A 23,593-nucleotide genomic window follows, 5' to 3' on the forward strand; every position below is an offset into this window, starting at 1 on the left:
GTTTTTGGGCCCCGGGCGTTGCGAAAGGGGCAAGCGGGAGAGAAGGCGGGACACCTCCTGGATCAGGGGGAAGGGGGAGCGAGTTGGGTCAGCCACGCCGCCACGTCGCGCGTGCGCGCAAACCAGCCGTTGCGGCCAGCCAAACGGAACACCGGAACCGGAAAGTCGTCCTTGGAGGCGGCCCGTCCCAAGGCCCGCTCATGGGGGAACTTGAAGAATTCGGTCAATGCCGCGCTGTCCATCAGTTCGCCGTAGCGCTGCACGAGCGCGTGCTCGGCGGCCAAGAGAGGTGAGGCAGGCATCTGGTCGGCCATGGCAGGAATCCGTTGGACCCAGGCCGCCATGGGAGCACACTTTGAGCCGTGTCAGGTCCACCCTTAAAGGGATTAAACATGGCCAGCCGTGGGCGACCCCCGGACACTTTTGGCGACCCTGTTGCCCGACTCAAGAGCTGGGCTTGGGCGTCGCGCCTGTATATCGATACCGGGCTCGAAGCCCCCACAGACCTGGCCCGGCTGTTCAGCACCACGCGCGCATCGCACTTTCGGAAAGTGCAGGATGACGGCGCAGACCCTCAACGGCTACAGGCTGGAGAAGGCTCGTTGGCAGAAGCCGTTGCGGCCTGCGCCCAAGGGCAGGGGGCCTATCAGGACTGCACGCATGCGCTGTGGGATGCGCTGACACGTGCGAAGGTGGAAAGACAACCGCACACAGGCTATAGCGACACCAGCGAGTTGCTGAAAAAGATGCACGCCTTCGGCATTGTGCGCATGAAACTGGAAGACGCCTTCTATTGCATGGCGCTGGGCTTGCCTCGTTCCCATCCCACGGCCGAGTTGCCCGGCGCGGCGGATCTGCGGTTGAAGCCTGAGGACTTTGCCTCGTTGGACGGGTTGTATGTGCTGCTACAGCTGTATCGCAGTGCGATCCATGAAGGCGCGCTGACATTTGCAGGTGTCTTCGGCCAAACGCTGGAAGAAGCTGTATCCCTCTACGTCGAGTCCCGCTGGGCCGACGACATCGAGATTCAGGATACGTGGCACTGGGTCCTGCACTCGCGCATGCTGAGCTGGCGCCCTTACTTAAAGCCGGAGCCGCTGCAACTCGCGCACTGGCGAGATGCTTGGGTGCGTCTTGATGGTGAAGGTGAGGAGCTGAATGCCGCTTCTGATGCACCGCCCTTGCCGCGCCGTGATCGCAGGAAAATTTTCGTGCACGCCTGCGCGGCGATGTTCTCGCAAGAACTACCCGTACATTACGTGCACGGGACGGATCTGCTCTGCTGGTTGACGGCAAACCGAGACCGCATCAGAGAGCAGGTATTCTGGGCCTTGGATAGCCTGCGGTCGCCGGGCAATATGGCGACGGATACACAGCCACACGCCCTGATCATGCCGCCGCACATCTTCTCCACCCGGACTCGTCCGATGGGCAGGGAGATTCCGTCAACCGGCTTCAGGCTCGCGAAACTATTTGAGCTGATTTCGGTGCGGGAGGCCGAATAGTCGCCGCGTCTTAGGTTGCACAACGCATGGTGCGGTTTCCATCAGGAATCGAACCGCAGCATGAACCTTGGCGCGAATACCGGGTAGGCCGGAAGCACGCTTTCAGTGGCTTCCTGTTTCCGCTCAGGTCAGGGGCAGCACCGACTGCAACGCTGCGAGCGAGGGCGGTGCGATCCAGTACTGATCCTCCAAGCCGGTTGCGGTCGTGGAAAAGATCCGGGTCAGTGCACTGTCAGGCAGGGAATGAGATGGTGAGAAGCACAACTTGCCCTCAAAAGATCCCTGTGCAAGCTTGAGCCGGCGTGGGAGTTCGGACGCTAAGGTGTGCTTGAGGATCTCGGGGTTCTACCCCGCAATCACGGACGGTTGTAAAAGGGTTGAGAACTTATTGTCTTGCCGTGCGGCTCTTCGCCGCATCCTCGGGTTGTGGAACCGCTCGATGTATTCGAACACATCTGTCCTGGTGGCATCGAGCGTCGGGTAGGACATGCGGTGAACCCGCTCGCGCTTGAGCAAGCCGAAGAATCCTTCGCAGGCCGCGTTGTCACCGCAATGGCCCACCGCGCTCATCGAACACACCAGCCCGTGGGACGACAGGTAACGCTGATAATCACCGCTTCGGAACTGGCTGCCGCGGTCCGAATGCAATATCACCGTGTCGCTGCCTTGGCGCTGCCAGAGCGCCATCTGCACGGCCCGGATGACCATCTGCCGGTCCTGCCGGTGGTGCATCGACCAGCCCACCACGCGATGGTCGAACAGGTTCAGCACGATGCACAGGAAAAGCTTGCCCTGGCCGGTCTTGAGCTCGGTAATGTCCGTGACCCATTTGGTCTCCGGTTCCAGGGCGGTGAAGTCCCGCTCCAGCAGGTTGCGCACGCCCGGCGGCGGCCATCAGCCGGGCGACCCGGTTCAGGCTGGCGGACTGGCCTTGGTCGACCAGGTCTTCATGCATGCGGCCGGCGCCCAGCGTGTCCCGGCTGTCCTCGTGCAGCTCGCGAATGAGTCCGAGCAGACGCGTGTTGTCGCGCTGTCGTGCGCTGGGCAGGCGCTTGCTCCAGTCGTAGTAGCCACTGGCCGACACCTTCAGGCAGCGGCACATCAGTCGAACCGGAAACTCGTCGCGGCAACGTTCCATCACCTGATACCTCAGGATGATGCCTTGGCAAAGAACGTCGCCGCTTCTCGCAAAAAATCGCGTTCCTTCTTGACCCGGGCCAGCTCGCGCTTCAGGCGGGCCAGCTCCTCGTCCCGGGGTGTCCCGGCACCGCCGAAGGCCACCGCGCCCTGGCTCTGGGCCTCCCGCTTCCAGCGGGTCAGCAGGCTGTCCCGAATCCCCAATTCCCGGGCCACCTGGGCACAGCTGACACCAGGCTGGCTAGCCTGCTCAACCGCACCGCGCTTGAACTCCGCACTGAACTTCCTTCGCTTCGACATGAACACTCCTCATGGCCTGAATCGGCCTTCTTGATAGTGTCCGTGAAAACGGGGGTGAACCCCAATTTCGCTGTAAAGAAAAAGCGTGGCCGGCACCGCGCCCCCCCTGCGTTGTAGCTCGTATATAGGGCTCGGGCGAACCCCGCGGCCTTCCCGGTTAGGAGCAAAGAGGATGGGCCGATGCCGAGTATGGGTGGGGGAGCTCATGAATGGCCATATCTCGCGACAAACGTCCGCGAGAGCGAGTTGGTTGATGTAAACGACTTTGTCGCCCTAGCCTCCGAGGCGAGGATATCCGTGCTCGACAGGTCTGTTACCTACGGCGATGCAATCTACACGACTTTGCGCGTTTGCGGTGGCGAGCCGTTACTTCTAGATAGACATCTCGCGCGGCTCCAGCGGGATGCCGACCGTTTGATGTTTGGCATCGAGGTTGCCAGACTCTCCCTTGTGACTAGGATCAAGAGACTGCTTGCTATCAACAGCGTTCTAGAAGGTTACGTTCGCGCTGAAATAACTAGAGGCACCAGACTTGACTTAGTAACGCTTAAGGCGTTCGACCCCAGCTCGATAATCACGACCTCTAGCGCGACGTTCTCTAGCTCCCCCATTGCAGCAAGAACATGCAGCGATCCGAGAGATGCATTTAGAGACGCCAAGACAACTAATCGAGTGGCTGCGATGTTCTCACTTCGTTCCGCCCTGTTTTCGGGTGCCGACGAAGCAATCTTCGTCAGTGATAGCGAGATTATCGAGGGCACCTGCCACAACATCTTCGAACTCAGGTCAGGAGCACTTGTGACGCCAGATGTTACTGATCGAGGACTGGCCGGTGTCATCAGGCAGGTATTGCTAGAAGAGGCCGATGCAAAGCTGGCCAGCGTTAGCTGGACCACAGAAGGGCCTCTTTACGCGACCAACTGCCTTAGTGGTGTAGTTGAGGTTACAGAACTGAATGGAGGTCCACTTAGAAGAGACCCAGTTTGCTTATCCAGAATGAGGAAGATTCTCAGCTTGCACGGGTATCCGACAAATTAGAATAAAGGAGATGTCGACATGAGTAACTCCACATTGTTCGAAAGTGATGCTGCCAAGTACTTCCCGAAGCCTACTAAGGAGGACGTAGCGTTGTTCGACTCTCTTCCAGAAAGATTCTGTCTCGACGTGCCATATGTAGAGCAGGATTCTATCCAGGGCTCTGGAACGGCATGCCTAAAGATGCTGGCGGAGTTTCAGGGTCTAGACCCGTCGCCAGGGCTTACGATGATCAAGGAGACTGAGGCAGACTGGAAGAGCTTCAATCACGAGACTCTGGCGGAAGACTTTGCCAGAGCCATGATCAAAGTTGGTCTACTTCCCTATGAATACTACCCCGGTAGATTCGTGCTTCCGGCATTCGAAGAAGGCTATCTCGGGGCCGATTTCATCGCCAAGAACTTCGGAGAGATATCGAAGATCGATCAGCTACTCATGAAGTCAGCAATCTTCGGGTCAAAAACGCCGATATTCGCCCGGGTTCACTTTGACACGGACGAGTATGCGATGTCAGACGAGATGGCAAGCGTACTTGACACATCCGGCCACGGGGTCGTCCTGTGCGGTTGGGACGAGGAGGGCTTCATTGTTCACGATCCATGGCCGCGGGATAGGTTTGGTGGATACGGCGGCGGGCGACTTCGCGTGCTTTCCTTTAAGCGATTGAGTGAGATTAATCCTTTCGTAAACTGCTGCGCAGACGGGTCGCACGGCGGAATCGGAATCAAAGGTTTCATCCGAGTCCGTGATCGTGCGGTTCATGAGGGTCGCGACATAGTAATTGAGTTCGAACTTGAGAACTCTGGACTCCCTTCGTTTTACCGCGACTACATCCGCTGGGATTACGAAATGGCGCTCGAAGTGCCTCATTCTTTCACATTGAAGAGTCAGAAGGAGCACGCGGTTACCTACGCCCACGCGATGGGAACGCCCAATGCGCGAGTCCAATGGGACGTACACACTGGCAACGTCCATGGATCTCACGGCATAGAAGTTCATGTCCTTGCGCGAGGAACTTATCCGGTCTTCCCCTGGGAAACCGCCAAACGAGCTCCGCAACCTATCGAGGTAAGGCGCACGTTCAAGACCAGAATCGACGTCAAGCGACTTGAGTGGCTGAACAAGTACGCACGCGTCTAAGCTGCATTGGCCGCAAATGATTCATGGAAGTCCAATCAAGCTAACTCCATGCCGCGCGAGTCGGCAAGGCTCGAGCGATGGCCGAACTCTGCATCTGGCCGGAAGCGGACATCGGCGGGGCAGGGAATTAGGAAGATTTATCGGGGGTAAGAAGGATCAATCGTGCAAATTCCCGGGTTCTCCCATGCACTCGAGGCTTCGCTAGAGGTTGCGCGGTGATGACTTGGCGAGCGCGATGAGGTGGATGTTCACTTCCCCGCCGTGGCGTACCTTGAACACATTGGTAGCATTCTGTATGGCAATGTATACAACGGAGTAGAGGCTATGCCGTGGCAACACGATCTTCGACGCACCTCGCGAGATGTTGAGATCGCCGAGCGCGTGATCGTAGCCGTGGAGAAACTCTTGGTTCGAGACCGCTACCTCTTCGTTCATCGCGTCGGTGAGCGGACCCTCTCGCATCGGCTGGCGATCTACGTGGAGGCACAGTTCCCCGGCTGGGACGTTGACTGCGAGTACGACCGGGATGGCGCGGCGCGAAAGATGATTCCGGATGGAACCGGCAACGATGACGACGAAGGTAGCGCTGTGTTGCCGGACATCATCGTCCACCACCGAGGCCCCGGTGGTAACCACGTCGTATTCGAGCTTAAGAAATCCAGTAATCGCCTGCCCGATGACCGGGACTTGGAGAAACTGCGCGCGTACGGGCGTCACCTGGGATACGCACACGGCGTTTTCATTCGTTTTGTCGTGGGTGAGCCCGATCCCGCCGTCAGCCGGGCGGAGTTCATTTACAGCGACTGATCTCGACCGTCACGAGGCGGGCCGATGCCGCCGTCGCGTCGTCGAGAATAGCGTCGTCGTGCACTGATACTGCGCTAGTGGATCTTGCACGGGACCCTCGCGCGATCACCGTGATGGGGTATCCGAGTCAGCGGCGCGCCGCGCGCGAACCCAGCGACGGATGCGCGTCACCAGATTCTGCCGCGCGCGCGTCAGGAAGGCCCAGGCGCCCTGCGTCGTGGCGAATCCCACCGCGATCAGCAGGACGGTGTAGGCGTAACTCGGGAAGGCCATGCGCGAAGTGAGCGCAATGGTGAGGCCGCCGAACTGCGCAAACATGGCCAGCACCGGCCCGCACACCAACGCGCCGCGCATCAGGCGTTGGCGCTCGTCGGCAGGCACGGGCGTGCGGCGCTCGGCCACGGCCTGAATCACGAGAACGCACATGAGCATCGCGGTCACCATGCCGCCGACGGCGCCGACCACGAGCAGGGACTGGCTCCAGCCCATCTCCAGATAAGCCGGTCGATCGATCAGGAACAAGGCGACGGTCGTCGGCGCGAACACGCCCACGGCCCCGAGCAAATAGGCGACGCCGCGTTCGCCCTCGTACGCCCGCAGGAACATGAGCTTGCGTTCGGCCCAGTTCGTCAGCGCCAGGGTGTTGTCAGCGACCGCAACCTGTCGATTGGAATGGCGGGACTTTTTCATCGTTGTCCTAGGGCAGTGCAATGAACGCGCAGCGCGCATTCGCAGGGGTGGGCTCACCAAGACGATGCGTGAGCGATCGCAGAGCGCAGTCGAGGCTGGCGTGGACGCCGCCGCCATGCAGGGGCCGAACGAGCTCGGCCAAAACCAGGCCCGCGGCGAAAGCGCCCACGAACGGCGTTGCCACGGCCTTGGACGCCAACATCGTCACGCCGCACAGGTCGCCGCTGTCTTGTGCGAGCTGCTGGTAGGCGGTGTTGAGCGCCGTCGACGGCTGACTCGCGGCCTGGGCCGGCCACAGCTCCGTGGCCGGGCGCGGTCCGGGCAGGGTATGCAGGCGCAGGTTGCGAAAGTCGCGATAGCCGCTGCCCAGCCCGGCCTCGACGACCAGGGCAAACGCCGCGGTGTCGAGATCGCGCCGCGCCGCCACGTTGTCCACGCCGAACAGCGCCACGGTCGGTTCCCCGGGCTGCAGCCGGTGCTGCGCGCCGAAGCGGCGATCCACCAGGTCGATGTCGAAGCCGATCGCCTCCAGGCGTCGTGCCATGACGCGCGTCTTGCGCGCCGTGACGTCGTCGGCGCCCACTAGCAGGCAAGTGCTCAAATTCGATTCGGTGACGCGGTCGACATCCTGCAGGACCAGCCGCGGTCGGCGTTGCGCAGGGTAGGGAAGCATCGCCAGACCCCAGGCGTAGGCCTGCCCGAGGTGCCCGAGGCCGATCAACCACAGATCGGTCGGCAGGTACGCCAATGCCGGCCCCCGGTTCTCGGGCGCATGCCAGTCCTCGATCGCCAGCGGGTTCCACAGCGACAAGCCAATCCGGCGATAGCCGGCCTCGGGCGAGTCGCCGCGCACGTGGGAGAACACCTCGCTCACGGCCAACGCACCGGCGCAGACGCCCGCCAACGGGTTGTCGTCGCCGACGGTCAGGTGGTCAGCGCTGTCGGCGGGGGCGATCTGCGCACACCAGCCATCCCAGGACGGGCGCAGGGTGAGCGCAACGCCCTCCGGCGGCGGCCCGTCCCCGATCATCAGCGAAGGCAGCCGTGGCGTCGGCGCCGCCGTCACGGCGCCGCCGAGCGCCGCCACGACGTCCGCGGCCCGCTGACCCGCGAACAGCGGCACCTGCATCACCGGGGTGAGATCGCCGGTCACTTCCACGCCGCCCAGTAGCGCTCGCGAGGCGGTACTGACCGCCGTGACGACACAGGCTTGGCCCGCGAGCGTGTTCGCCCAGCCCACGCCCAGGTGGATGCGCAGCCGGTACTGTAGGAACAGTGCAAGCGCCGCATCCGGTGTGGTGACTTCGCCAGCGTCCAGCGCCAGCTTCGCCAGGCGGTGCATCGCATCGGCATCGAAATGAGTCATCGCTCGCCCTCCGGCGGTGTGAACTTCAAAACCTGCGCCACGACCGCTCCGCGGTAGCGGGCCCAACGATGAGAGCCTTGGTAGACGTAGAGCCCGAGGTGGTCGAGGCCGGTGGGCCCCTGCGCGAAGTCGGGAACGATCAAGGCTACGTGCCCCGCGATCGCCAGCATCGGGTTCTCGCTGTCGCTGCGGCTCTGTCCTGCGCCGTAACGGTGCGTATGCACGTCGGCAACGACTTCGAGGCCATGCGTGGCGCAGTAGTCCCACAGCCGACTGAAGCTGGCGCCGGACAGATGCACGAAGTCCGCCTGCAGCGCGTCCGCCTGCAACTGCTCGTACGGCAGGAAGCCGGTGACCACACGCACGCCGCTGTGGATCTGGCCCAGCAGGAAGCCGCCGCTCTCGCGCACCCCCGCGCCCTGTTGGCGAAGGTGCGCGAGGACCGCCGTCCACAGCGCCGGTGCGACCTCAAGCCGCGGCGCGTTCATGCTCGAACCCTTGCAGCAGGTCGTGCACCACCTCGAGGTAGTGCGAGATCCCCTTCGCGGGGTTCCAGATGAGCTGCGGGTATTGCGCCGGCCAGGCGTCGTGACCGACCAGGCTCTCCCGGTCGCAGGGCACGTACAGCGCCATCCCGCCTTTCCAGTCGGGCCGAAAAGCCATACTCATTCGCTCGCCGCTGCGCGGCCATCGGGCATCCGGCAGACGCACGCCGGCGCCCGGATCCCAGAAAGTGCCGGTGGGCGGCGCGGTCGGGAACCCCTGGCAGTCGAGCCGCAGCACGAACTCCAGTCCGCTACCGGCGAAGACGCCGATGAAGACGAACGGCCAGTCGAGCCGATGCAGCCGCCAGCGCCCACGATCCTGGCCGGACAGGAAGCGCGCCGACGCGAGGTCGGCGCGCAAGGACTGCTCATCCGGCGGCACCTGCGCGGCCATCAGCCGTTGATCCGGTGCGCGGGCACGAGGTCGAACACGATCGCGCAGCGCGGGTGCTGCACCAACGTGCCCACGTGCGTGTCCATGTCCGGCTGCTCGTTGGAGCCCGCGATCTGCAGGACGTGTTCGGCGATGTCGCCCGCCTTCAGGCCGAACCGGCGACCCGCCCACTGGCGAATGCGACCGATCGTCGTCGCCGGGCGGAACGGATGCTCTTCCGTACGCCCGCCGAAGCGGACCGTGACCGCGACCTGCTTGCACCGGTGCAGGTGCACGCGCACCCCGCGGTCCGGGTTCAGGTCCTTGAGGCGGCGCTTCGACGCGGCCTCGTCGTCATCGACGTCGTCATCCTCGATGGACAGCGACAGGCCGGTCGAATCGGTGCCGGCCGGGAGCAGGGTGAGCGCAGCGCGCTTGAGGTCAGCGACTGTGGCGTGGTCGTCGACCTCCACCAGCTTGATGTCGGAGAAGTGCTCCGACTGCACATAGACGCGAATGGTGGACATGCGGTGTTACTCCTTTTCGGTCCGGGCCGCACGAAATTGTGTGGCCCTTAAGGAGTAAGTCGCGGCGACAAATACGAATCGGAAGTCGAACTGCGGCGAGATTCACGCCGGGCAGTACAGGAAGTGTCGGCATCCAGCACATGCCCATGAGTTGGGCTTAGCCGGAAATCGGCCTTCCATCAGTTCGCGTCCCATTTCGACGAGGTGGTCGAACCCCCGGTCTTGGTACGGGTAAACGTGCTCGGAAACGCGCGAGCTCAATACGTACAGGCTGCCCTGAAAGCGATACTGCCGGTACTGTTGGTTCAAGCACTTGAGCACCCACCGAAGAATCTTGTGCTGCTTGGCATACGGACTGGATGGCTGTGCACGCACAAAATGCAACGTGACGACATTGTCCTGCCGCGTGACGCGATGGGCAATCACGCGCACCGGCAAGCCGTCGCAGACGACGTCGATCGGCGACGCCATCGCCGCGCGGCTGACGCCGGACCACGCGCGTCCGGCATCAAGCAATTGCATGGCGTATGCCGACAGGTGCAGCCTGGCCGGCTCGTACTCTTCCGCCAACATCGCCAGTTCGACCGCGACATCATTGGCCGGCGCGGATACATCCCCGCCCGCCGGCGCAAACAGCTCCCGCATCACAGCCGCTTCGATACGCGCCGCCGGGTGCAGCCCCGCTGCCGGGCTGAGCTGCCTCATCACGTCGTAGTAATAGCGTCGGGGGCAGGTGCGGTAGGTGACAAACTCCCTCAGATCCACGGGCACTTGCGGTGCCAGCGTCGGGGGTGCGGCCGCATGGTGGCCGACTGCGTAAGCCACGGTGCCGACGACGCAGTTGAGCAAGTGTGCGGCGCGCTGCACTGCCGGCGCGCGGGCCGCCTTGAAGTAGCTCTTTTCCTCGTACAAAGTCAGCGACGAACGTGCGCGGGACAGGGCCACATACAGCCTGTTCGCGGCCTCCGACCTCGCCTCATCCACGCCGCCGGCCGATTGGGTCAAGACCTCCGGAAGCCACGTCGCATCGTCCGAGCGCTCGAAGTGGCGCGCGTCGACATCCATCAAGTGAACCGCTTCGAATTCCAAGCCCTTGCTCTGGTGGATGGTCATCACCGCGACCGCGTCCAAGAGATCGGCCTCCGGCGGGGGAATCCGCAAATCGCGATCGTCGGCCAGGCGCAAGCGTCGGCGAAGCCGCGTCAAGAACGTGCCCACAGTCTGGTAGGCGCGCCCTCCGTCGGGAACGCGCAGGTAGTAGATGATTTGCCACAAGGCCAATCGTCGGGTGACGGCCTGCATGTCGCTGCCGTTCGCGTAATCGGCGAGCCATCGTGTCCGCTCAAACAACAGCGAGCAGATCACGTCCCACGGGCTGTCGTGCGAACTTAGTCCACCGAAGGTGTCGCGCCATCGGTGCAACGCCTGCGCGCCGTCGGGCGACAGGGTGGCCGGTGGCGCGTGGAGCCAGGAGAAGGGCGCCGGGCGCGTGTCCCGAAGGTGGTCGATCAGCACGTCGACGTCGGGAGCCGGCAGGGCCAAGCCGGGCAACTGCGCGATCCGCACCAAGGGGCTGCCCGAGCGGTCGACGAACAGTTGCAACAGCGCCAGCAGGTCTTTGACCTCGGGACGTTGGAAGATGTCGCCCAGATGCAGGACCGGGATGCCGAGGGCCACCAGGGCGGCGGCGGCCGCATCGCAGGTATCGTGGCGGTTGGCCAGAATCACCTGTTCGCGAAAGGCGGTGCCTTCGGCCTGCAGCCGGCGCACGCGCGAGACGAGTTCGCCATACGCAATGCTTTCGTTCTCGCAGCTGACCAGCGTCGGGCGTACGCCGCCTTGGCCACGGACCGGCGCGACCCCGCCGAGCGGCAGCACGCCCTGCAGGGGATTGTCATCGCGGCCGGTGTGCTCGACCACGCGCACGATTTCCTCAAAGCTGCGCCAGTTCTCGTTGAGCCGAAACTCGCGATGCTGGGGAAAATCGTCCGCGAATCGGACGATGTTGCGAATTGAGGCGCCCCGGAACCGGTAGATCGCTTGCCGCGGATCACCGACCACCCACAGGCAGTCGGCCTGCGCGGCCATGGCCTTCACCAGTTCCGCGCTGGCGCGATTGACGTCTTGATACTCATCGACGAGCACATGCCGGAAGCGGCCGATGCTGGGCGCGAACTCGGCTCGGTTGGCGCGCAGAGCCTGCGCGGGCAACAGGATGAGGTCGCCGAAGTCCACGAGGCCGCTGTTGCCCCGCAGCAACGCCTCATACGTGCGATACAGCAGGGCCAGGTCGCGGTCCAACGCCAGTCGATCGGCGTCGGCCCGCGCGGCGCCGGCTTCGACGATGCGCGTGAATGCGTCCGCATCTAGCAGCTCGTCCTTGGCGCGCTGCATCGTCTTGACGGCCTGGTCCAGCCACGGTAACGGATCGCCCAGCGGGTTGAACACCCGCAGGGGCAAGCCATAGATGTGCGGCTCGAGCAGGGCGATCTGGGCCATCTTGTCGGCCACGCCGAACCCCGGTCGCAACCCGAAGCGCTCGTGGTTCTTGCGCAAGAACTCCAGGCCGAAGGCGTGGAAGGTACCCACCCACATCTCGTGCGCGTCGGGAACCCCGGTAGCCGCGAGTCGATCGACCAGCTCTCGCGCCGCCCGATTGGAAAAGGTCAGCACCAACAGCTCGGCGGGCTTGGCGCCGTTCGCGAGCAGGTGCTCCATGCGCATGAGCAAGGTGGCCGTCTTACCGGTGCCCGGGCCGGCGACCACGAGCGAGGTGCGCGCGGACGATCGCGCGGCATCGAGCTGTTCGTCGGTCGGTGTCAAGGCCGGCTGCGGCGCATCGTCCGCGAGCCCGTCTTCGGGAAGCAACAGGGCATCGAGCAACTGTTGCCTGACCAGTTCGAGTGGCAACGCCAAATCGGCGGCGATCCGGGATGCGGTGCGGCCGCCCAGGAACAGCGCTCGGGCGAGCGTGCGCGGCAGCAGCAGCTCGCGCGCGAACACGTTGGCCTGCAACTCGGCTCGCTCTCGGGCGCCGTACGCCTCCACGCGCTTGGCCCCGAGGGTGTCGTCCTCGGCGGGATTGAGGGTACTGGCGATGACTTGCCGGCAACCCTCATGCTCTTCCGGGTGCAAGATCCAGTGCCCGAACTCGTGCGCCACCAGGAACGCCCGGTCCGGTGGTTCGACATCGTTGCGCACCAGGATCTGGCGAAAGTCCCGCACGAGCACCGCATCGGCTCCGCACAACGCGGCGTCGTCCGGACGCGTCGCCGAAATGTCGAAATCCTCGGCCTCGGCGGCGGCGATACGGGCGATCAGATCGAACGACCGGAGGCCATCGGCGGCGGCCTCCGGACAGTGCTGCCGGCGCAGTTGCTGCGCCGCCAGTCGCGCTCGCCGAAACGGGGTCACGCAGAATCGCTCCGGTCCTGCATTGCGCGCAACCGTGCCTTCTCGGCCTCGTCGACGGCGAGGGCGGCCACGGCCTGTTCCCAGGACTCTTGTCTGACCATGGTCGGCTTGTCCGCAGCCCTGTAGCTGCGGTGCAAGGCCAGTTGGGGCCCCAAGGCCTCCACGAGCCCGTCCACACCGATTTTCAAGAACTGCGCCAGGCGCACGAACACCACGCGCGGCGTATCGATGATCGCCTGCGTCAGAACCTTGTGGAGGAGCACGGTCGAGCCCAGGTCGACTGCCTGGGCCGCGGTCTGGAGGCGCTGCCCGGCCAACGAACGCACCGCCTGGCGGACGGCGTCGGCATCGGCGCGGGCGGGTGGCGCGCCGTACAGCAAGTTGAGCACGTGGCTTTGCAGGCGCATCACGGACGCGTCGGAAACCTCCAGCTCGGACTCGGCTACGTCGGGCAGCGCGGCTTGTGCCGCCTGCAGGGCCGCGAACTCCAAGATCTCCTCGCGGTACTCCGCATGCGCCTGGCAGGTCTGGACGATCATCTCGGGTGTCGGCGCGTCGTCTCGCAGGAACAGCGCATCCAACACGTCCTCGAGCGAAGGCCTACGGTTGGGCGAAGTCATACATTGAACTCCTTCTTCATCTTGGCTTCGATGCTGCGCTTGTGGTTGTTGACCATGCGCGGGGTGACGCCCAGCGCAGCGGCGATGTCCTTGATCTTCAACTCCTCGCGCCACAGCATCACGAAGACCGAGTATTCGTTACGGGTGAGCAGGACGTGCAGTCGCGCGTGCACCTGGTGGAACTGCAGTGCGTGGCCCAGCGCCCGGTCCGGCGTCGCATCGTCGCGCAAGGTAGCGTCGGTATCCTCGACGTCATTATCCTCGCCCGGTGACGCCATCTCGTCGTCGACCTCGGCGTCGTCGTGCCCGGCCTGATGCCATTCCTCGAGGCTGTCCATCCTCTGGCGGCACTGGGCCAGCAAGGCGCGCAGGAACGAAATTGCCTTGTTCTCGAAGAACACTCCGAACCGACGCGCAGCGAACTCGGCATTCTTTCCACTGAGCAGGCGTTCCCACACATATCCGGCCAAGTCCTGGGCGGCCTCTTCGTAGTCGGAGAAGTGTTGCGGAACCAGCGTGTTCTTCCTGGCGAACGCCAACGCCCGCTTCAGCAGACGTCGGGACAGTTCGCTGCTATACAGGCCGACGCGGGCGGTGTCGCCTGCCGTTCGCGCAGCCACGAACAGCTGTACAAGCCGTTCTTCGCTGACGAACTGCGAGTCGTTCCAGTCGACGCAGCTCAGGCGTTCAACCAGGTCCGGGTCAGCCAAATTTTCTAAATCTTCAGGTTCGGGTGCGTCCATCTTTGGTTTCCATGGTCGGGGGACACTCTCCGCCACCGTGGCGAGCATCCCTCTAGTGCAAGTCGCAACTCCCCACAGAAATCGGAAACAACCATTTGCTCGCCGATTTCGATGCCCCCCAGCAACCGGCAAACGGTCCGAGCGGCCGGGGCGGGCGGGCGGCGCCGCCCACCCGGCGGGGGACTCCGGCTACTTGCGCTTGCCGGGCCGTTGCGTGAGCACGCTGCCGGCCAAGGCCTTGGTGCCGGCGCTGGTGCGTCCGTCATTGAGGGCATTGGCCGCAGTGCGGGCCGTGGTCGCCGAGGAAACCTTGCGGGTGCCGGACTGGGCGAGGGCGCTGCCCGCCAGACTCTTGGCGGTTTTGCTGGCGCTACTGTCGCGCAACACCGAGGACGCCGTGCGCGTCACCTTCGGACCCGAGGACTCGTGCTTCTTGGCCATGCGGCTTCTCCGTCGGGGCGAAGGGGATGCGGCGGGCTGCCCCGGAGGCCCGCGGCATGTGTTTGCGCTAGCGTCGGCCGTCCACCGGCACCAGGACCTCGACCGGCAGCGTCTGCAGGACCGGAAATTCCGCCTGGACCCGCGCCATCAGATCGACCACGCCGGGCGCTTGCAGCGTCACGATCAGGGCGTAGGGCATCGGCACCGCATCCTCCCAACGCACCGCCTCGCTCTCGTCGCGCACCTGGTAGTTGATGTGGAAGTAGGGCGCGTCGAGTTCGGCCGCATCTACCGTGCACGCGTTGTTCAGCACCGTGTCCCAGCGCATCGCGTCCCGGCGCAGTTCCTCCTCGGACTTGTACATGCCGCTACCGAACAGCGGCAGGCTCTGGCCGGGCGCCTTGTAACAGCGCACCCACAACCCCGCTCGGGTGTAGTTGATCGCGTGGGCGGAGTCCACTGGGGCGCGATAACAGAACGTCGCGCCGATGCGCACACGGGTGCCCGCCGGCAGCCCATGAGGCACCGGGATCACCGCCTTTTGCGGATGGCCGGGATGGGTGATGCCTTGGTAGACAACGCGCACAACATCGAGCGGGGTGTGCACGATGGCGTCCGGGTCCAGCGGAATGCGGCCCCAGCCCACATCGGTGCGCTTGTGACCCCGCCGGTATTCGGCGGCATTGATCAGCAGGGCCTGCAACGTAATCGGATCGAAGCGCGATTGGCTCAGCACGTCCACACCGACCGCCGTGCGCAAGGCTAGGGGACTGGCGAAGCTGGTACCACCCACCGCTACCACGCCGCCCGCCAGCGGGCTATACACGGGCATGGGCTCGGCGTGGGAACCGCCGAAGGCGAGCACGTCCGGTTTCACGAATCCAGGGCTGCGGCCGGGTCCGATGGCGCTGTACGGAGCGCGGTTCCACTTGGGGTGGCGCGTATCCGCGGCGCCGATGGCGAACAGATTCACGGCATCGCCGGGCGGCTGGATGCGACCGAGCTCGCCGACCAGCGCGCCATTGTTGCCCACCGCCGCCGTGCACAGTGTGCGTCCGTCCGCCAGTTCGGTGTCCAGCCGCGAAGTCCACTCGTGGATGTCATCGTCGAAGAAGGTCGCCACCGGCCCCAGACTGATGTTGGCGAAGCGATATGGACGGTCGGCTGTGCGCGCAATGCGCAAGGCGGTGACGATGCGGTCGAGCACATCCAAGGCCTGTTCGGGGCTGTCGTTGGTCGGCAACACGCGGTGGTGCTCGACCATCCACGGCGGTGCGGGCAACGCCGTATGCGACGGATCGACGGGGCCGAACAGCAGGGCGGAGGTGACGTTGACCCCATGGGCCAGATCCGCGACCGTCGCCGGCGGCAAGCCGGATGCGGCCAGCTCCACCACATGGGCACCAAAGGCGTTCTGCGTGCCGCCGTCGAACACGGCCACGCGTGGACCCGCTGCGGTGAGCCGCGACGCCGGCAGCCCCAAGGCCGGAAACTTGCGCGTCATCGCCGCGGAGAGGTCGAGCTCCTCGCGTAGGCGCGGCATCGAGCGCAGCAGGCGAACCCGCTCGAAGCGCGCCAGCTCGGGCACGCGGGCCGCCGGCAGCTGGACGGCGACGAAGGCCAAGCCTGGCACGAAACGGAAGCCGCGCGCACTGATCTCGCCGCCCAGCTGCAACGCCAATGTTTGAAAAGCAGTCAGGATGTCGCCATCGTGCTCCCCGGCGTGCAGTGTGACGTGCACGAAATCCGGCCAGGGGGTTTCCGGATCCAAGCGCAACTTGTTCTCACAGGCGTATGCAAGAACCGATTCGATGTGGGTGAACTCTTCCTGGCGGCCCTTGCCGATGGCCGGATCATCGAGCTGGCGATCCATCGCTTCGAACCCTTCCGGCGTGCCCGCCACCAAGATCTCGGCCGTGTCCTGCGGGCCTTGCTTGCCCCTTTGGCTGACACGCGGCGTGACTTGCGTGGCGCGGGAGCCCAGCACGGTTAGGCCCGCGTCGCGCAGGATATGGGCAGGGAAATGGGACTTGGCCAGAAAGGTCGGGTGCAGCATCAGCCGCGCGGTGATCTCGCCCCGGGGCGAGTACTCAGGCGGCACCACCCGCGCGGCCCGGGCCACCGCTGCGAGCTGGGGGCGCAGGGCCTCGCGCGTCTGCGCAATGTCGTACGGGTGCCACTTCGGGCCACCGTTCGTCGGCCACGCCAGGTCGCCAATGAGGGCCTGGCCATTGGCGATCAGTGTGTTGCGCGGAGTAGCGGCCATACATGCGCTCCTATTTGTTCAACCAGCGCGAGACGGTGGCGGCGCTCACCCCGACCTGCTTGGCGATGGCGCGCATGGACAGGCCGTCGGCGTGCAGGCGCATGACCTGCAGCAAACGGTCGCGTTCGGACCGATCAGTCGCGCCGGGCAGGGCCAAGCGCATCAGCACCTCGTCGAGTTCGCCGCCGCCCAAGGCGATTTCACGGCGCGCCCTCATCACCAGACGGCTGGCGTCCGACAGCGGCTTGCCGGCCAGGGCCGGCGCCATCTGCCGAGCTACGGCGTGGCCGGCGCCCAGTTTGGAGAGCAGCGTCTCCACCTGGCGCGCCGTGCTTTCCGGGAACCGAAGCCACAGATCGAAGCGCCGAAACACCGCGCGATCAAGCAACTCCTCGTGATTGGTCGCGGCCACCAGCAACGAGGTTCCCGGCCATTCATCGATGGCTTGCAGCAGCACGTTGACCACGCGCTTGAGCTCGCCCACGTCTTGGCCGTCGTCGCGACGCTTGGCCAAGGCATCAAACTCGTCGAGCAAGAGCACGCACGGCTGTGCCTTGGCATGGGCGAGCACGCGAGTGAGGTTGGCGCCGGTCTTGCCAAGCAGACTGTTGACGGCCGCGGCCAGGTTGAGCGTGATCAGCGGGTAGTGCAGTTGCTCGGCCACGTACGTTGCGGCCAAGGTCTTGCCGACCCCCGGGGGACCGGACAGCAGCAACGTACCCGATGGCGATAAGCCCGCCTCGCGCAGGCGATCGGCGTTCTGCCATTCGCGCACGAGGCCGTCGAGCGACTCTTCCACCGCGGGCGGCCAGACCGGCGTGTGTTCGACGAAAGCGGGAAACTGCACCGTGGACAGGGCTAGGTTGCTGTCCAGGTCGACCGGGCTGACTAGGGCCTGTTGCGCGGCAGCGTCGCGGGCGAGCGTGAGACGGGAGCTGTTCGCTTCGGTCAGCGCCTTGGCCAGCAGCGGGGCCAAGGCGGACTTCTCCCGACGCAAGCGTGCGATCAATCGGCTCAGGCGCAGTTGGAAGGCCGGGGCGTTGCCCGCGCAGCCCTCCCGCACCAGTGCCAACCACTCCGCCTCGGAAGATGGTGCTGTCATGATTGCCCCAATGTTGCACGTGTTGCATAGTGTTGCACAGAAACTTGCAACAGCACAAGTGGGTTCGCGGGCAGGGGGGCTGCGTCCGTACACGCCAGTCGGCCTCTAGGTTTATGGCTTTATGGCTGCGCGAACGACGCGCTGGTGGCTCATGGCGCCGCCCTTGGGGCTTCCTGCCGGCTGGCATCTTCGAATTACGCAGCAGTATCTGTCGCGGCAGCGAGGCTAGGGGGCCTCAACATCCTCAGAAATGAAAATCTGCGTCCAGGAGGCCAACGGTTGCACGAGGTCGCCCGCCTGGACGGAACTGATGTTGCCGTCGGCCTGCAGGTAATGGTGCACGGCCGCCGGAAAATGCTCCGGGTTGAGCGGAATTGCCGCACGTGGGTTGTGAAAAACGTCCAGGCCTTCGGTCCACGATTCGGCATAGTCCGGATCGTCGACGCGCACTGCGAACGGGATCGGTTCGGCCGCGTCTGGGTCGGGGTTCCAGACGGTGCCGTGGCGAATCATCCGTACCCGCCGGGAGCCGAAACCGGCTACGTAGCCTATCCGGTTGAACTTCGGCAGTGTCGCGCCGCTATTGAAGATTACGGCGCTCACATGCTCGGCCCCAGGCAGATCGAAAAATCCTGACGCCGCCCTCCTGTCGCGCCAACGATGCTCTTCCAACTTCGTCGCCACAACGACGAGCCTTCCGTCCGCGTCGTGGTGCGCATTGTGCTCGTATGCGTACAGGTAGTTGATCAGCCCGCCGCGCGCGAATGTCATCGCCGCCGGCGCGTGGAAGTCCTGAATGACGAACACCAACGGCTTGCCGGCGACATGCGGCAGGTCCCAGTAAGCCTTGCGGAGCTTTTTCTTCAGCGCAGCGGCGAACTTGATTGCGATGTAGTGCTTGAGGTAGGCGAGCCGCTCGTCCTCGGTCGTGATTTCCGGTGGTGGCTGCAGATTGCCCTGACTGTCCTGGGTCGGATTGACGCTAGTGACTTCCACCGCGATCGTGCCGAGGATATCCCGGGCGAGGAAGTCGGGCGCCTCATGCTCGCGCGTGAGCAAAAAGCTGTTCTCGACGAGCATTGCGTATGTATAGAGCTCGAGCAGTCGCGCGTCGAAGGCACCGGTCTGAAACTGCTCGATGAAGTTGCCATCGACGTCCTCGTACCAGCGCATCATCGCCTCGACGATGGCGCGTGCCGGGCTGAATCCTTCTTTGTCCAAGAGTGTGGCGAAGCTCGGATGCAGGCGCTCGCGCGCCACCTCGAGCCGGAAGAAATTCACCGGCGCGGGCCCTTCGTCGCCTTGGCCACGTTCGGCCTCAAGGCGGGTCAACAACGCTGGGGCTCCGGCCACGAGCGCGGCAGCGGCGGCCTCGGCGGTATCGAAGAAGGCGTCGGTCTGGCTGATCTGGCGGAACCGCCTGACGCGATCCTGAGCCAAATAAATGCCGAGGAAGTCGCCGTCGGTGCGGTCACGCACTATCACCCCAAGCAGCTGCCCGTCGGCCGATTCGAACCAGGCGACCTCGTCCAGAATCCACATGGTCGGGCCGAAGCGGCACCACGCCGCCAACGCATTGAATCTGGGCAGGGAAATTGGGTGCATGTCACAAGGATACCGGGCGGGAGCGCTGCCGGCGCACGGATCATGCGCCGTGGCACTTCTTGTGCTTCTTGCCTGATCCACAGGGGCACGGTTCATTGCGCCCGACCTTTTTCCTGACGAAAGCCGCCTTCGGCGGAACAAACTGGGTGACTGTCTGTTCGTATTGTTGAAGCTGCGGTGTGTCGAAAAAGCGCCAATCCCTATTGAGCGTCTGGTAGTGATCGCGAAGGTCGTCCGGCCATGGCTCGCAGGGCATGAGGATGAAGTCTTCGGAGTTGGTGCCCCCAGCGAACTTCGGCGCATCCATGCCGATGCCGATCACCTTATGCAGCTGCGGGAACTTGTTGCGCGCCGCGCCGCACGCGATCTCGAGCAACGTGCGTCTCTTGTCGAGATAATCGGGCTGCGCGCGGATCGCCTCGGGCACGCGCAACTGGAAGAAGACGTAGCCGACCTCCGGAAAGAACGACGGCATCAGGGACACGTGACGTGTCGACCCGCCGGTGTCGGGGAAGTTGATGACGGCATCGCGAATCTTGCTCGACAGGGCGCGTCGCACGAACCTAGGTTCCTTCACCATCTCTACGATGGCGCTCTGGCCGCGAAGCAGATCGGCGTTGCCGCCCAGGGTGCCGTCCAGAAGGTTCTGGCAGGTGCGCAGGATCAGCTCGTCCCAGAAGTAGGAGACCTCGTCTTCGCGCTTGGTGTTCTGGTACAGCGCCGAACTCACGAAGCCGTGCCATTCGCCTTCGCCGATCATCACCCCGGTGACCGGCTCGTCGGAGCCGATCCTGTGCAGGTTCGTCGCCTGGTCGAAGTTGAGCAGGTAGTGTCCGAGCAGGTCCTCTTCGCCGCAGTAGGCCAGCACGTCGAATCGTCGGATGGCGCGCACCTTCTCGTCGAGGTAGCGCGAGAAGTCGCTAATTGTATCGAGCTCGCCCAGAACGATCGGGAGGTTGTGGCTGTCGAACAGGTGCACCGGATCCTGCCGATCCAGGTCGACGTGGAAGCGGCGGGGTGCGCAGCCCTTGTCCAGACCGCAGTAGGTGATGGCCAAGCTGCCGTAGATGTTCTGCTCGGAGCTGCGCGCGCAAGCGTCCTTGGCGCCGTGCGCCACCACGATCTTGTGGACGGTGGCCACCGGGTTGACCGACAACGGGAACGGCACGGTCTGCTTGGCATCCAGGTAAATGGGGCGGCCGCTGCGCAGATAGCGCTCGGCGCCGTGGGCCGTGATGATCTGGCGATCGATCGCGCGCCGCTTCCAGCGGTCCCAGGCGATCAGGGGATCGGCGTCGGGGGTCTCCGCATAGGCCTTCTCGCGATCGAAGAAGACAAAGATATGGTCACCAAACACCGCTAGGACGTCGCACAGCTCCTTGCCGTCGTCCTTATACGGGTTGGGGTAGGTCCACAACTTCAGAAAGGAGCGTTCGCAGAAGTCCGCGAGCATGCGCTCGGTGTAAGTAACCCCCGCGGACTTGTGGCCGGCCTCCATGCGAAACACTCCTGGACGGGAACGATGCAGCCTAGCAGGCGGGCACTGCATCGCCGTCGAGCAAGCGGGCCGCGGGGTTGTGGGTGATCTCGCCGGCCTGGAAGTAACCGATCGCCTGCGCCACCGAGCGGTGCTCGGTGAACGCCATCAAGTCGGGAATGGCGACGCCTCGCCTGCCGCCTTCGGTGATAACTACCCGCGCCCATAGTCCGGTCAGGGCAATGAACCCTCCAGCAAGCGAGCTGCGGGATTAGCCGCGGCTCCGCCCGTCTGAAAGTACCCGATCACGCTGGCTACCGCACGGTGTTCGGTCAGTTGCATGATCGCCGGCAGCGCCACGCCTTGGCGACTCGCCTCCGTCACGAACCCGGAGCGCAAGCTGTGCCCGCCAAAATCCCCCTCCAGCCCGGCCAAGCGCGCCCGCCGCTGCACTATCTCACCTACCGCGGCGGGGGACAGGGCAGGGCCAAGGCGCTGTTTCCATAGCCGCCTGAAGATCGCGCCTTCGGTGATCCCGGACGCTTCGAGCCAGTCCTTCAAAGCCAAAGCGGCCCGATCGAGCACCGGCTTGTCCGGCGTCGAGGACGCGCTGACACCGGCCTGCTGGGTCTTGCTGTGCTCGAGGCGATAGATATAGCCCGTGTCGCTGAGCCGGCGCAGATCGCGCAGGTCTGCGGCGGCAATCTCGCTGCGCCGGCGTCCGCCGCTGGCGAATCCGAAGCAGAGTAGGGCGCGGTCGCGCAGGCCTTCCAGGCTGTCGTCACAGGTGCGCAGCATCGCCTCCAGTTCGGCCAAGGTGATGGCGGTCTTCTTACGCGGCCGCTCGCCGCGTTTGACTGCGGCCCGGGCGGCCCGGCTGAGCACGGTGCGGATCGCCGGCTGCTCGCAGGGATTGGTCACTTGCTTGAGCCGGTGCGCCGTGGACAGCACCGCCACCCGGTGCCGAACCGTGGACAGCGTCCAGGGGCCGGGCTTCGCCTTCAGGCCCGCCGCGACCAGCGCCTGGTCGACGGCGGGCGGCAGCTCCCAGGCCAGCTCGCCGTCGGCGTTGCGACGTACGACGTGGTCGACCACGAACTGCAAGACGACGGCCTCGGGCACCGGCAGTCTCAACTCGATCCCGTAGCGCGCCGCGTGCCAGCCGGCCCAATAGCGCAGAGCGCTGGTGTAGCTGCGGGTGGTGTTTGCGGCGGCCGCTTCGGCGAGCAGTTCGCGCACCGCGTCGGCGGCCTGTTCGGCCAGCTGAACGGGCAGGGTCAGGGCGGCAACGGGTTGTGCAAGGCCCGGAATCGCGGGATTATCTTTCATAGTATGTATGTTTTACTACGGATAATGGTCCGTAGCCATGATAATCATCACTTATCGTTAGTACAACACGGATCCTCACCGATTCGAAGTAGGAGACCCACAATGGCCCGCGGCATCACCGAAACCGACGTGCATACCGCTGCCGATGAATTGGTCGTCGCCGGCGAACGGCCCACCGTTGATCGCATCCGCGCGCATCTGGGCACCGGCTCCCCGAACACGGTCACGCGTTGGCTGGAGACTTGGTGGCGAGGGCTGGCGCCGCGTTTGCTCGCTCATAGCGTCCAGCATGCGATACCGGAGTTGCCAGCACCGGTCAGTCGGCTGGCGCAGCAGCTCTGGGAGCAGGCGGTGGGCATTGCCCGAAACGACGCCGAACAGGGCGTGGTGCAGGACCGGCTTCAGCTGGATGCGCAGCGCCGTGACCTAGAGAGCCGGGAAGGGGAGCGGCAGGCGCAGCTACGCGACGCGGCAGCCGCCGCAGACCAAGCGAGCCAGGCACTGGCGGCCACCGAGCAGCGTCTGGCTGACCTGCTGCGGGCGAACGATCTGCAGCAGGAGCAGATCCGAGACCTGAGCGGGCAACGCGCGAGCCTGGAGGCACGCAGTGCGCGTTTGGAGGCTGACCTCCACGCCGCTCAACAGCGCGCAACACAGCGCGAGGAAAGTCTGATCGCCGAACGCGATGCCCAAGCCCAGCACCTGCGGGCGCTGGAGGACCGGGCGCATGGCGAGATAGATCGCGCTCGCCAGGAAACCAAGGGAGTGCGCAGCCAGCTGGCAGCCTTGCAACGCAGTAGCGAGGCCCTTCGACAGGAGCGAGAGGCCGCCCAGGCCGCCTCGGCGGCCGCGCAACGCGAGGCCGGGGTGCAGCGCGGCCGGGCCGACACGCTAGAGCAGCAGTTGGCTGGGTTTGGCGAGTTGCCTGCGGCTTTGCAGGCCACGTTGGCGCGGCTGCAGGCACCCAAGCCGCGTCTACGCAAAGCGAACGCGCCGCCCACGGCCAAAGCAGGCCATGGGCGACGCAAAAGCTCGTCTTAGCATTGCTCGAGGCTAATGGCGGCCTTCCAATTGCTGTCGCTTAGCCATACTGGTGGAGCTCACCTACACACATTCACTAGCGGATTATCGGACCGATTGGTCTGGGCCCGTAGGACTTGAATTGACCTGA

20 protein-coding genes and 1 pseudogene are annotated in these 23,593 nt (G+C 64.5%); 5 read left to right on the forward strand and 16 right to left on the reverse strand.

Features of this window, described 5'->3' with window-relative positions; all coding sequences use genetic code 11:
* Positions 1-62: 62 nt before the first annotated feature.
* Complete coding sequence (locus ABB29_RS05570) at positions 63-314, reverse strand: hypothetical protein (RefSeq protein ID WP_157062517.1); 252 nt, start codon at positions 312-314, stop codon at positions 63-65.
* Between the two features lie 78 nt (positions 315-392).
* On the opposite strand from ABB29_RS05570, the gene ABB29_RS05575 reads away from it, so the two are divergent.
* Complete coding sequence (locus tag ABB29_RS05575) at positions 393-1,505, forward strand: hypothetical protein (RefSeq protein ID WP_057657626.1); 1,113 nt, start codon at positions 393-395, stop codon at positions 1,503-1,505.
* A 345-nt stretch (positions 1,506-1,850) separates the two neighbouring features.
* Here ABB29_RS05575 and ABB29_RS05580 read toward each other — a convergent pair.
* Positions 1,851-2,942 (reverse strand): annotated as a pseudogene (locus ABB29_RS05580) (IS3 family transposase).
* A gap of 180 nt (positions 2,943-3,122) precedes the next feature.
* On the opposite strand from ABB29_RS05580, the gene ABB29_RS05590 reads away from it, so the two are divergent.
* The 3 genes from ABB29_RS05590 (at position 3,123) to ABB29_RS16065 (ending at position 5,924) form a co-directional block, all read left to right on the forward strand.
* A complete protein-coding gene (locus ABB29_RS05590) occupies positions 3,123-3,980 on the forward strand; it encodes an aminotransferase class IV (RefSeq protein ID WP_057657628.1) in 858 nt (285 codons plus the stop codon).
* An 18-nt stretch (positions 3,981-3,998) separates the two neighbouring features.
* The gene (locus ABB29_RS05595) at positions 3,999-5,117 is read left to right on the forward strand and encodes a hypothetical protein (protein ID WP_057657629.1); all 1,119 of its coding nucleotides are present in this window, start codon (positions 3,999-4,001) and stop codon (positions 5,115-5,117) included.
* Positions 5,118-5,441: 324 nt separating this feature from the next.
* Positions 5,442-5,924: a hypothetical protein gene (locus ABB29_RS16065; RefSeq protein WP_083487521.1), complete on the forward strand. Its 483-nt coding sequence runs from the start codon at positions 5,442-5,444 to the stop codon at positions 5,922-5,924.
* A 105-nt stretch (positions 5,925-6,029) separates the two neighbouring features.
* Here the strand turns inward: ABB29_RS16065 and ABB29_RS05605 are convergent, their stop codons facing one another.
* The 14 genes from ABB29_RS05605 to ABB29_RS05670 form a co-directional block, all read right to left on the reverse strand.
* Positions 6,030-6,614, reverse strand: coding sequence for a hypothetical protein (locus ABB29_RS05605; protein ID WP_057657631.1), 585 nt, complete (start codon positions 6,612-6,614; stop codon positions 6,030-6,032).
* Between the two features lie 7 nt (positions 6,615-6,621).
* Complete coding sequence (locus ABB29_RS05610) at positions 6,622-7,980, reverse strand: ThiF family adenylyltransferase (protein WP_057657632.1); 1,359 nt, start codon at positions 7,978-7,980, stop codon at positions 6,622-6,624.
* Complete coding sequence (locus tag ABB29_RS05615; protein WP_057657633.1) at positions 7,977-8,468, reverse strand: hypothetical protein; 492 nt, start codon at positions 8,466-8,468, stop codon at positions 7,977-7,979. Before ABB29_RS05615 ends, ABB29_RS05610 begins: the two co-directional genes overlap by 4 nt.
* Positions 8,449-8,919 (reverse strand): DUF7665 family protein, encoded by a 471-nt coding sequence (locus ABB29_RS05620; protein ID WP_057657634.1) that lies wholly within the window; start codon positions 8,917-8,919, stop codon positions 8,449-8,451. Before ABB29_RS05620 ends, ABB29_RS05615 begins: the two co-directional genes overlap by 20 nt.
* A complete protein-coding gene (locus tag ABB29_RS05625) occupies positions 8,919-9,425 on the reverse strand; it encodes a hypothetical protein (RefSeq protein WP_057657635.1) in 507 nt (168 codons plus the stop codon). The genes ABB29_RS05620 and ABB29_RS05625 overlap by 1 nt, the downstream gene beginning before the upstream one ends.
* Positions 9,426-9,527: 102 nt before the next feature.
* On the reverse strand, positions 9,528-12,839 hold the full coding sequence (locus ABB29_RS05630; protein WP_057657636.1) for a UvrD-helicase domain-containing protein: 3,312 nt from the start codon (positions 12,837-12,839) through the stop codon (positions 9,528-9,530).
* Entirely contained in the window at positions 12,836-13,459 is a 624-nt protein-coding gene (locus tag ABB29_RS05635) for a hypothetical protein (RefSeq protein WP_057657637.1), read from the reverse strand. Before ABB29_RS05635 ends, ABB29_RS05630 begins: the two co-directional genes overlap by 4 nt.
* Positions 13,456-14,202 carry a sigma-70 family RNA polymerase sigma factor gene (locus tag ABB29_RS05640; RefSeq protein WP_245622542.1) on the reverse strand — a complete coding sequence of 249 codons (747 nt, stop codon included), beginning with the start codon at positions 14,200-14,202 and terminating at the stop codon, positions 13,456-13,458. The genes ABB29_RS05635 and ABB29_RS05640 overlap by 4 nt, the downstream gene beginning before the upstream one ends.
* Positions 14,203-14,391: 189 nt before the next feature.
* The gene (locus ABB29_RS05645; RefSeq protein ID WP_057657639.1) at positions 14,392-14,643 is read right to left on the reverse strand and encodes a hypothetical protein; all 252 of its coding nucleotides are present in this window, start codon (positions 14,641-14,643) and stop codon (positions 14,392-14,394) included.
* 67 nt (positions 14,644-14,710) lie between these two features.
* The gene (locus ABB29_RS05650; protein ID WP_057657640.1) at positions 14,711-16,909 is read right to left on the reverse strand and encodes a S8 family peptidase; all 2,199 of its coding nucleotides are present in this window, start codon (positions 16,907-16,909) and stop codon (positions 14,711-14,713) included.
* Between the two features lie 10 nt (positions 16,910-16,919).
* Complete coding sequence (locus ABB29_RS05655; protein WP_057657641.1) at positions 16,920-18,011, reverse strand: AAA family ATPase; 1,092 nt, start codon at positions 18,009-18,011, stop codon at positions 16,920-16,922.
* Between the two features lie 225 nt (positions 18,012-18,236).
* Entirely contained in the window at positions 18,237-19,616 is a 1,380-nt protein-coding gene (locus tag ABB29_RS05660; protein WP_083487523.1) for a hypothetical protein, read from the reverse strand.
* A gap of 40 nt (positions 19,617-19,656) precedes the next feature.
* Positions 19,657-21,114, reverse strand: coding sequence for an SEC-C metal-binding domain-containing protein (locus ABB29_RS05665; protein WP_057657643.1), 1,458 nt, complete (start codon positions 21,112-21,114; stop codon positions 19,657-19,659).
* A gap of 213 nt (positions 21,115-21,327) precedes the next feature.
* Positions 21,328-22,422, reverse strand: a complete 1,095-nt coding sequence (locus ABB29_RS05670) for a site-specific integrase (RefSeq protein ID WP_057657644.1) — start codon at positions 22,420-22,422, stop codon at positions 21,328-21,330.
* Positions 22,423-22,524: 102 nt separating this feature from the next.
* Between ABB29_RS05670 and ABB29_RS05675 the strand changes: the two genes are divergently transcribed.
* Positions 22,525-23,463 (forward strand): DNA-binding protein, encoded by a 939-nt coding sequence (locus tag ABB29_RS05675; RefSeq protein ID WP_057657645.1) that lies wholly within the window; start codon positions 22,525-22,527, stop codon positions 23,461-23,463.
* Positions 23,464-23,593: the final 130 nt, after the last annotated feature.

It is taken from the genome of Pseudoxanthomonas dokdonensis, assembly GCF_001431405.1.
GTDB classification, from domain to species: Bacteria; Pseudomonadota; Gammaproteobacteria; order Xanthomonadales; family Xanthomonadaceae; genus Pseudoxanthomonas_A; species Pseudoxanthomonas_A dokdonensis.

Excerpts from the sequence above, each read along its gene's own strand:
- ABB29_RS05650 (WP_057657640.1), bottom strand. The coding sequence starts at position 16,909 with ATGGCCGCTACTCCGCGCAACACACTGATCGCCAATGGCCAGGCCCTC.
- ABB29_RS05665 (WP_057657643.1), bottom strand. The coding sequence starts at position 21,114 with ATGGAGGCCGGCCACAAGTCCGCGGGGGTTACTTACACCGAGCGCATG.
- ABB29_RS05605 (WP_057657631.1), bottom strand. The coding sequence starts at position 6,614 with ATGAAAAAGTCCCGCCATTCCAATCGACAGGTTGCGGTCGCTGACAAC.
- ABB29_RS05625 (WP_057657635.1), bottom strand. The coding sequence starts at position 9,425 with ATGTCCACCATTCGCGTCTATGTGCAGTCGGAGCACTTCTCCGACATC.
- ABB29_RS05615 (WP_057657633.1), bottom strand. The coding sequence starts at position 8,468 with ATGAACGCGCCGCGGCTTGAGGTCGCACCGGCGCTGTGGACGGCGGTC.
- ABB29_RS05620 (WP_057657634.1), bottom strand. The coding sequence starts at position 8,919 with ATGGCCGCGCAGGTGCCGCCGGATGAGCAGTCCTTGCGCGCCGACCTC.
- ABB29_RS05595 (WP_057657629.1), top strand. The coding sequence starts at position 3,999 with ATGAGTAACTCCACATTGTTCGAAAGTGATGCTGCCAAGTACTTCCCG.
- ABB29_RS05590 (WP_057657628.1), top strand. The coding sequence starts at position 3,123 with ATGCCGAGTATGGGTGGGGGAGCTCATGAATGGCCATATCTCGCGACA.
- ABB29_RS05570 (WP_157062517.1), bottom strand. The coding sequence starts at position 314 with ATGGCCGACCAGATGCCTGCCTCACCTCTCTTGGCCGCCGAGCACGCG.
- ABB29_RS05575 (WP_057657626.1), top strand. The coding sequence starts at position 393 with ATGGCCAGCCGTGGGCGACCCCCGGACACTTTTGGCGACCCTGTTGCC.
- ABB29_RS05675 (WP_057657645.1), top strand. The coding sequence starts at position 22,525 with ATGGCCCGCGGCATCACCGAAACCGACGTGCATACCGCTGCCGATGAA.
- ABB29_RS05655 (WP_057657641.1), bottom strand. The coding sequence starts at position 18,011 with ATGACAGCACCATCTTCCGAGGCGGAGTGGTTGGCACTGGTGCGGGAG.
- ABB29_RS05610 (WP_057657632.1), bottom strand. The coding sequence starts at position 7,980 with ATGACTCATTTCGATGCCGATGCGATGCACCGCCTGGCGAAGCTGGCG.
- ABB29_RS16065 (WP_083487521.1), top strand. The coding sequence starts at position 5,442 with ATGCCGTGGCAACACGATCTTCGACGCACCTCGCGAGATGTTGAGATC.
- ABB29_RS05645 (WP_057657639.1), bottom strand. The coding sequence starts at position 14,643 with ATGGCCAAGAAGCACGAGTCCTCGGGTCCGAAGGTGACGCGCACGGCG.
- ABB29_RS05635 (WP_057657637.1), bottom strand. The coding sequence starts at position 13,459 with ATGACTTCGCCCAACCGTAGGCCTTCGCTCGAGGACGTGTTGGATGCG.
- ABB29_RS05660 (WP_083487523.1), bottom strand. The coding sequence starts at position 19,616 with ATGCACCCAATTTCCCTGCCCAGATTCAATGCGTTGGCGGCGTGGTGC.
- ABB29_RS05640 (WP_245622542.1), bottom strand. The coding sequence starts at position 14,202 with ATGGACGCACCCGAACCTGAAGATTTAGAAAATTTGGCTGACCCGGAC.
- ABB29_RS05670 (WP_057657644.1), bottom strand. The coding sequence starts at position 22,422 with ATGAAAGATAATCCCGCGATTCCGGGCCTTGCACAACCCGTTGCCGCC.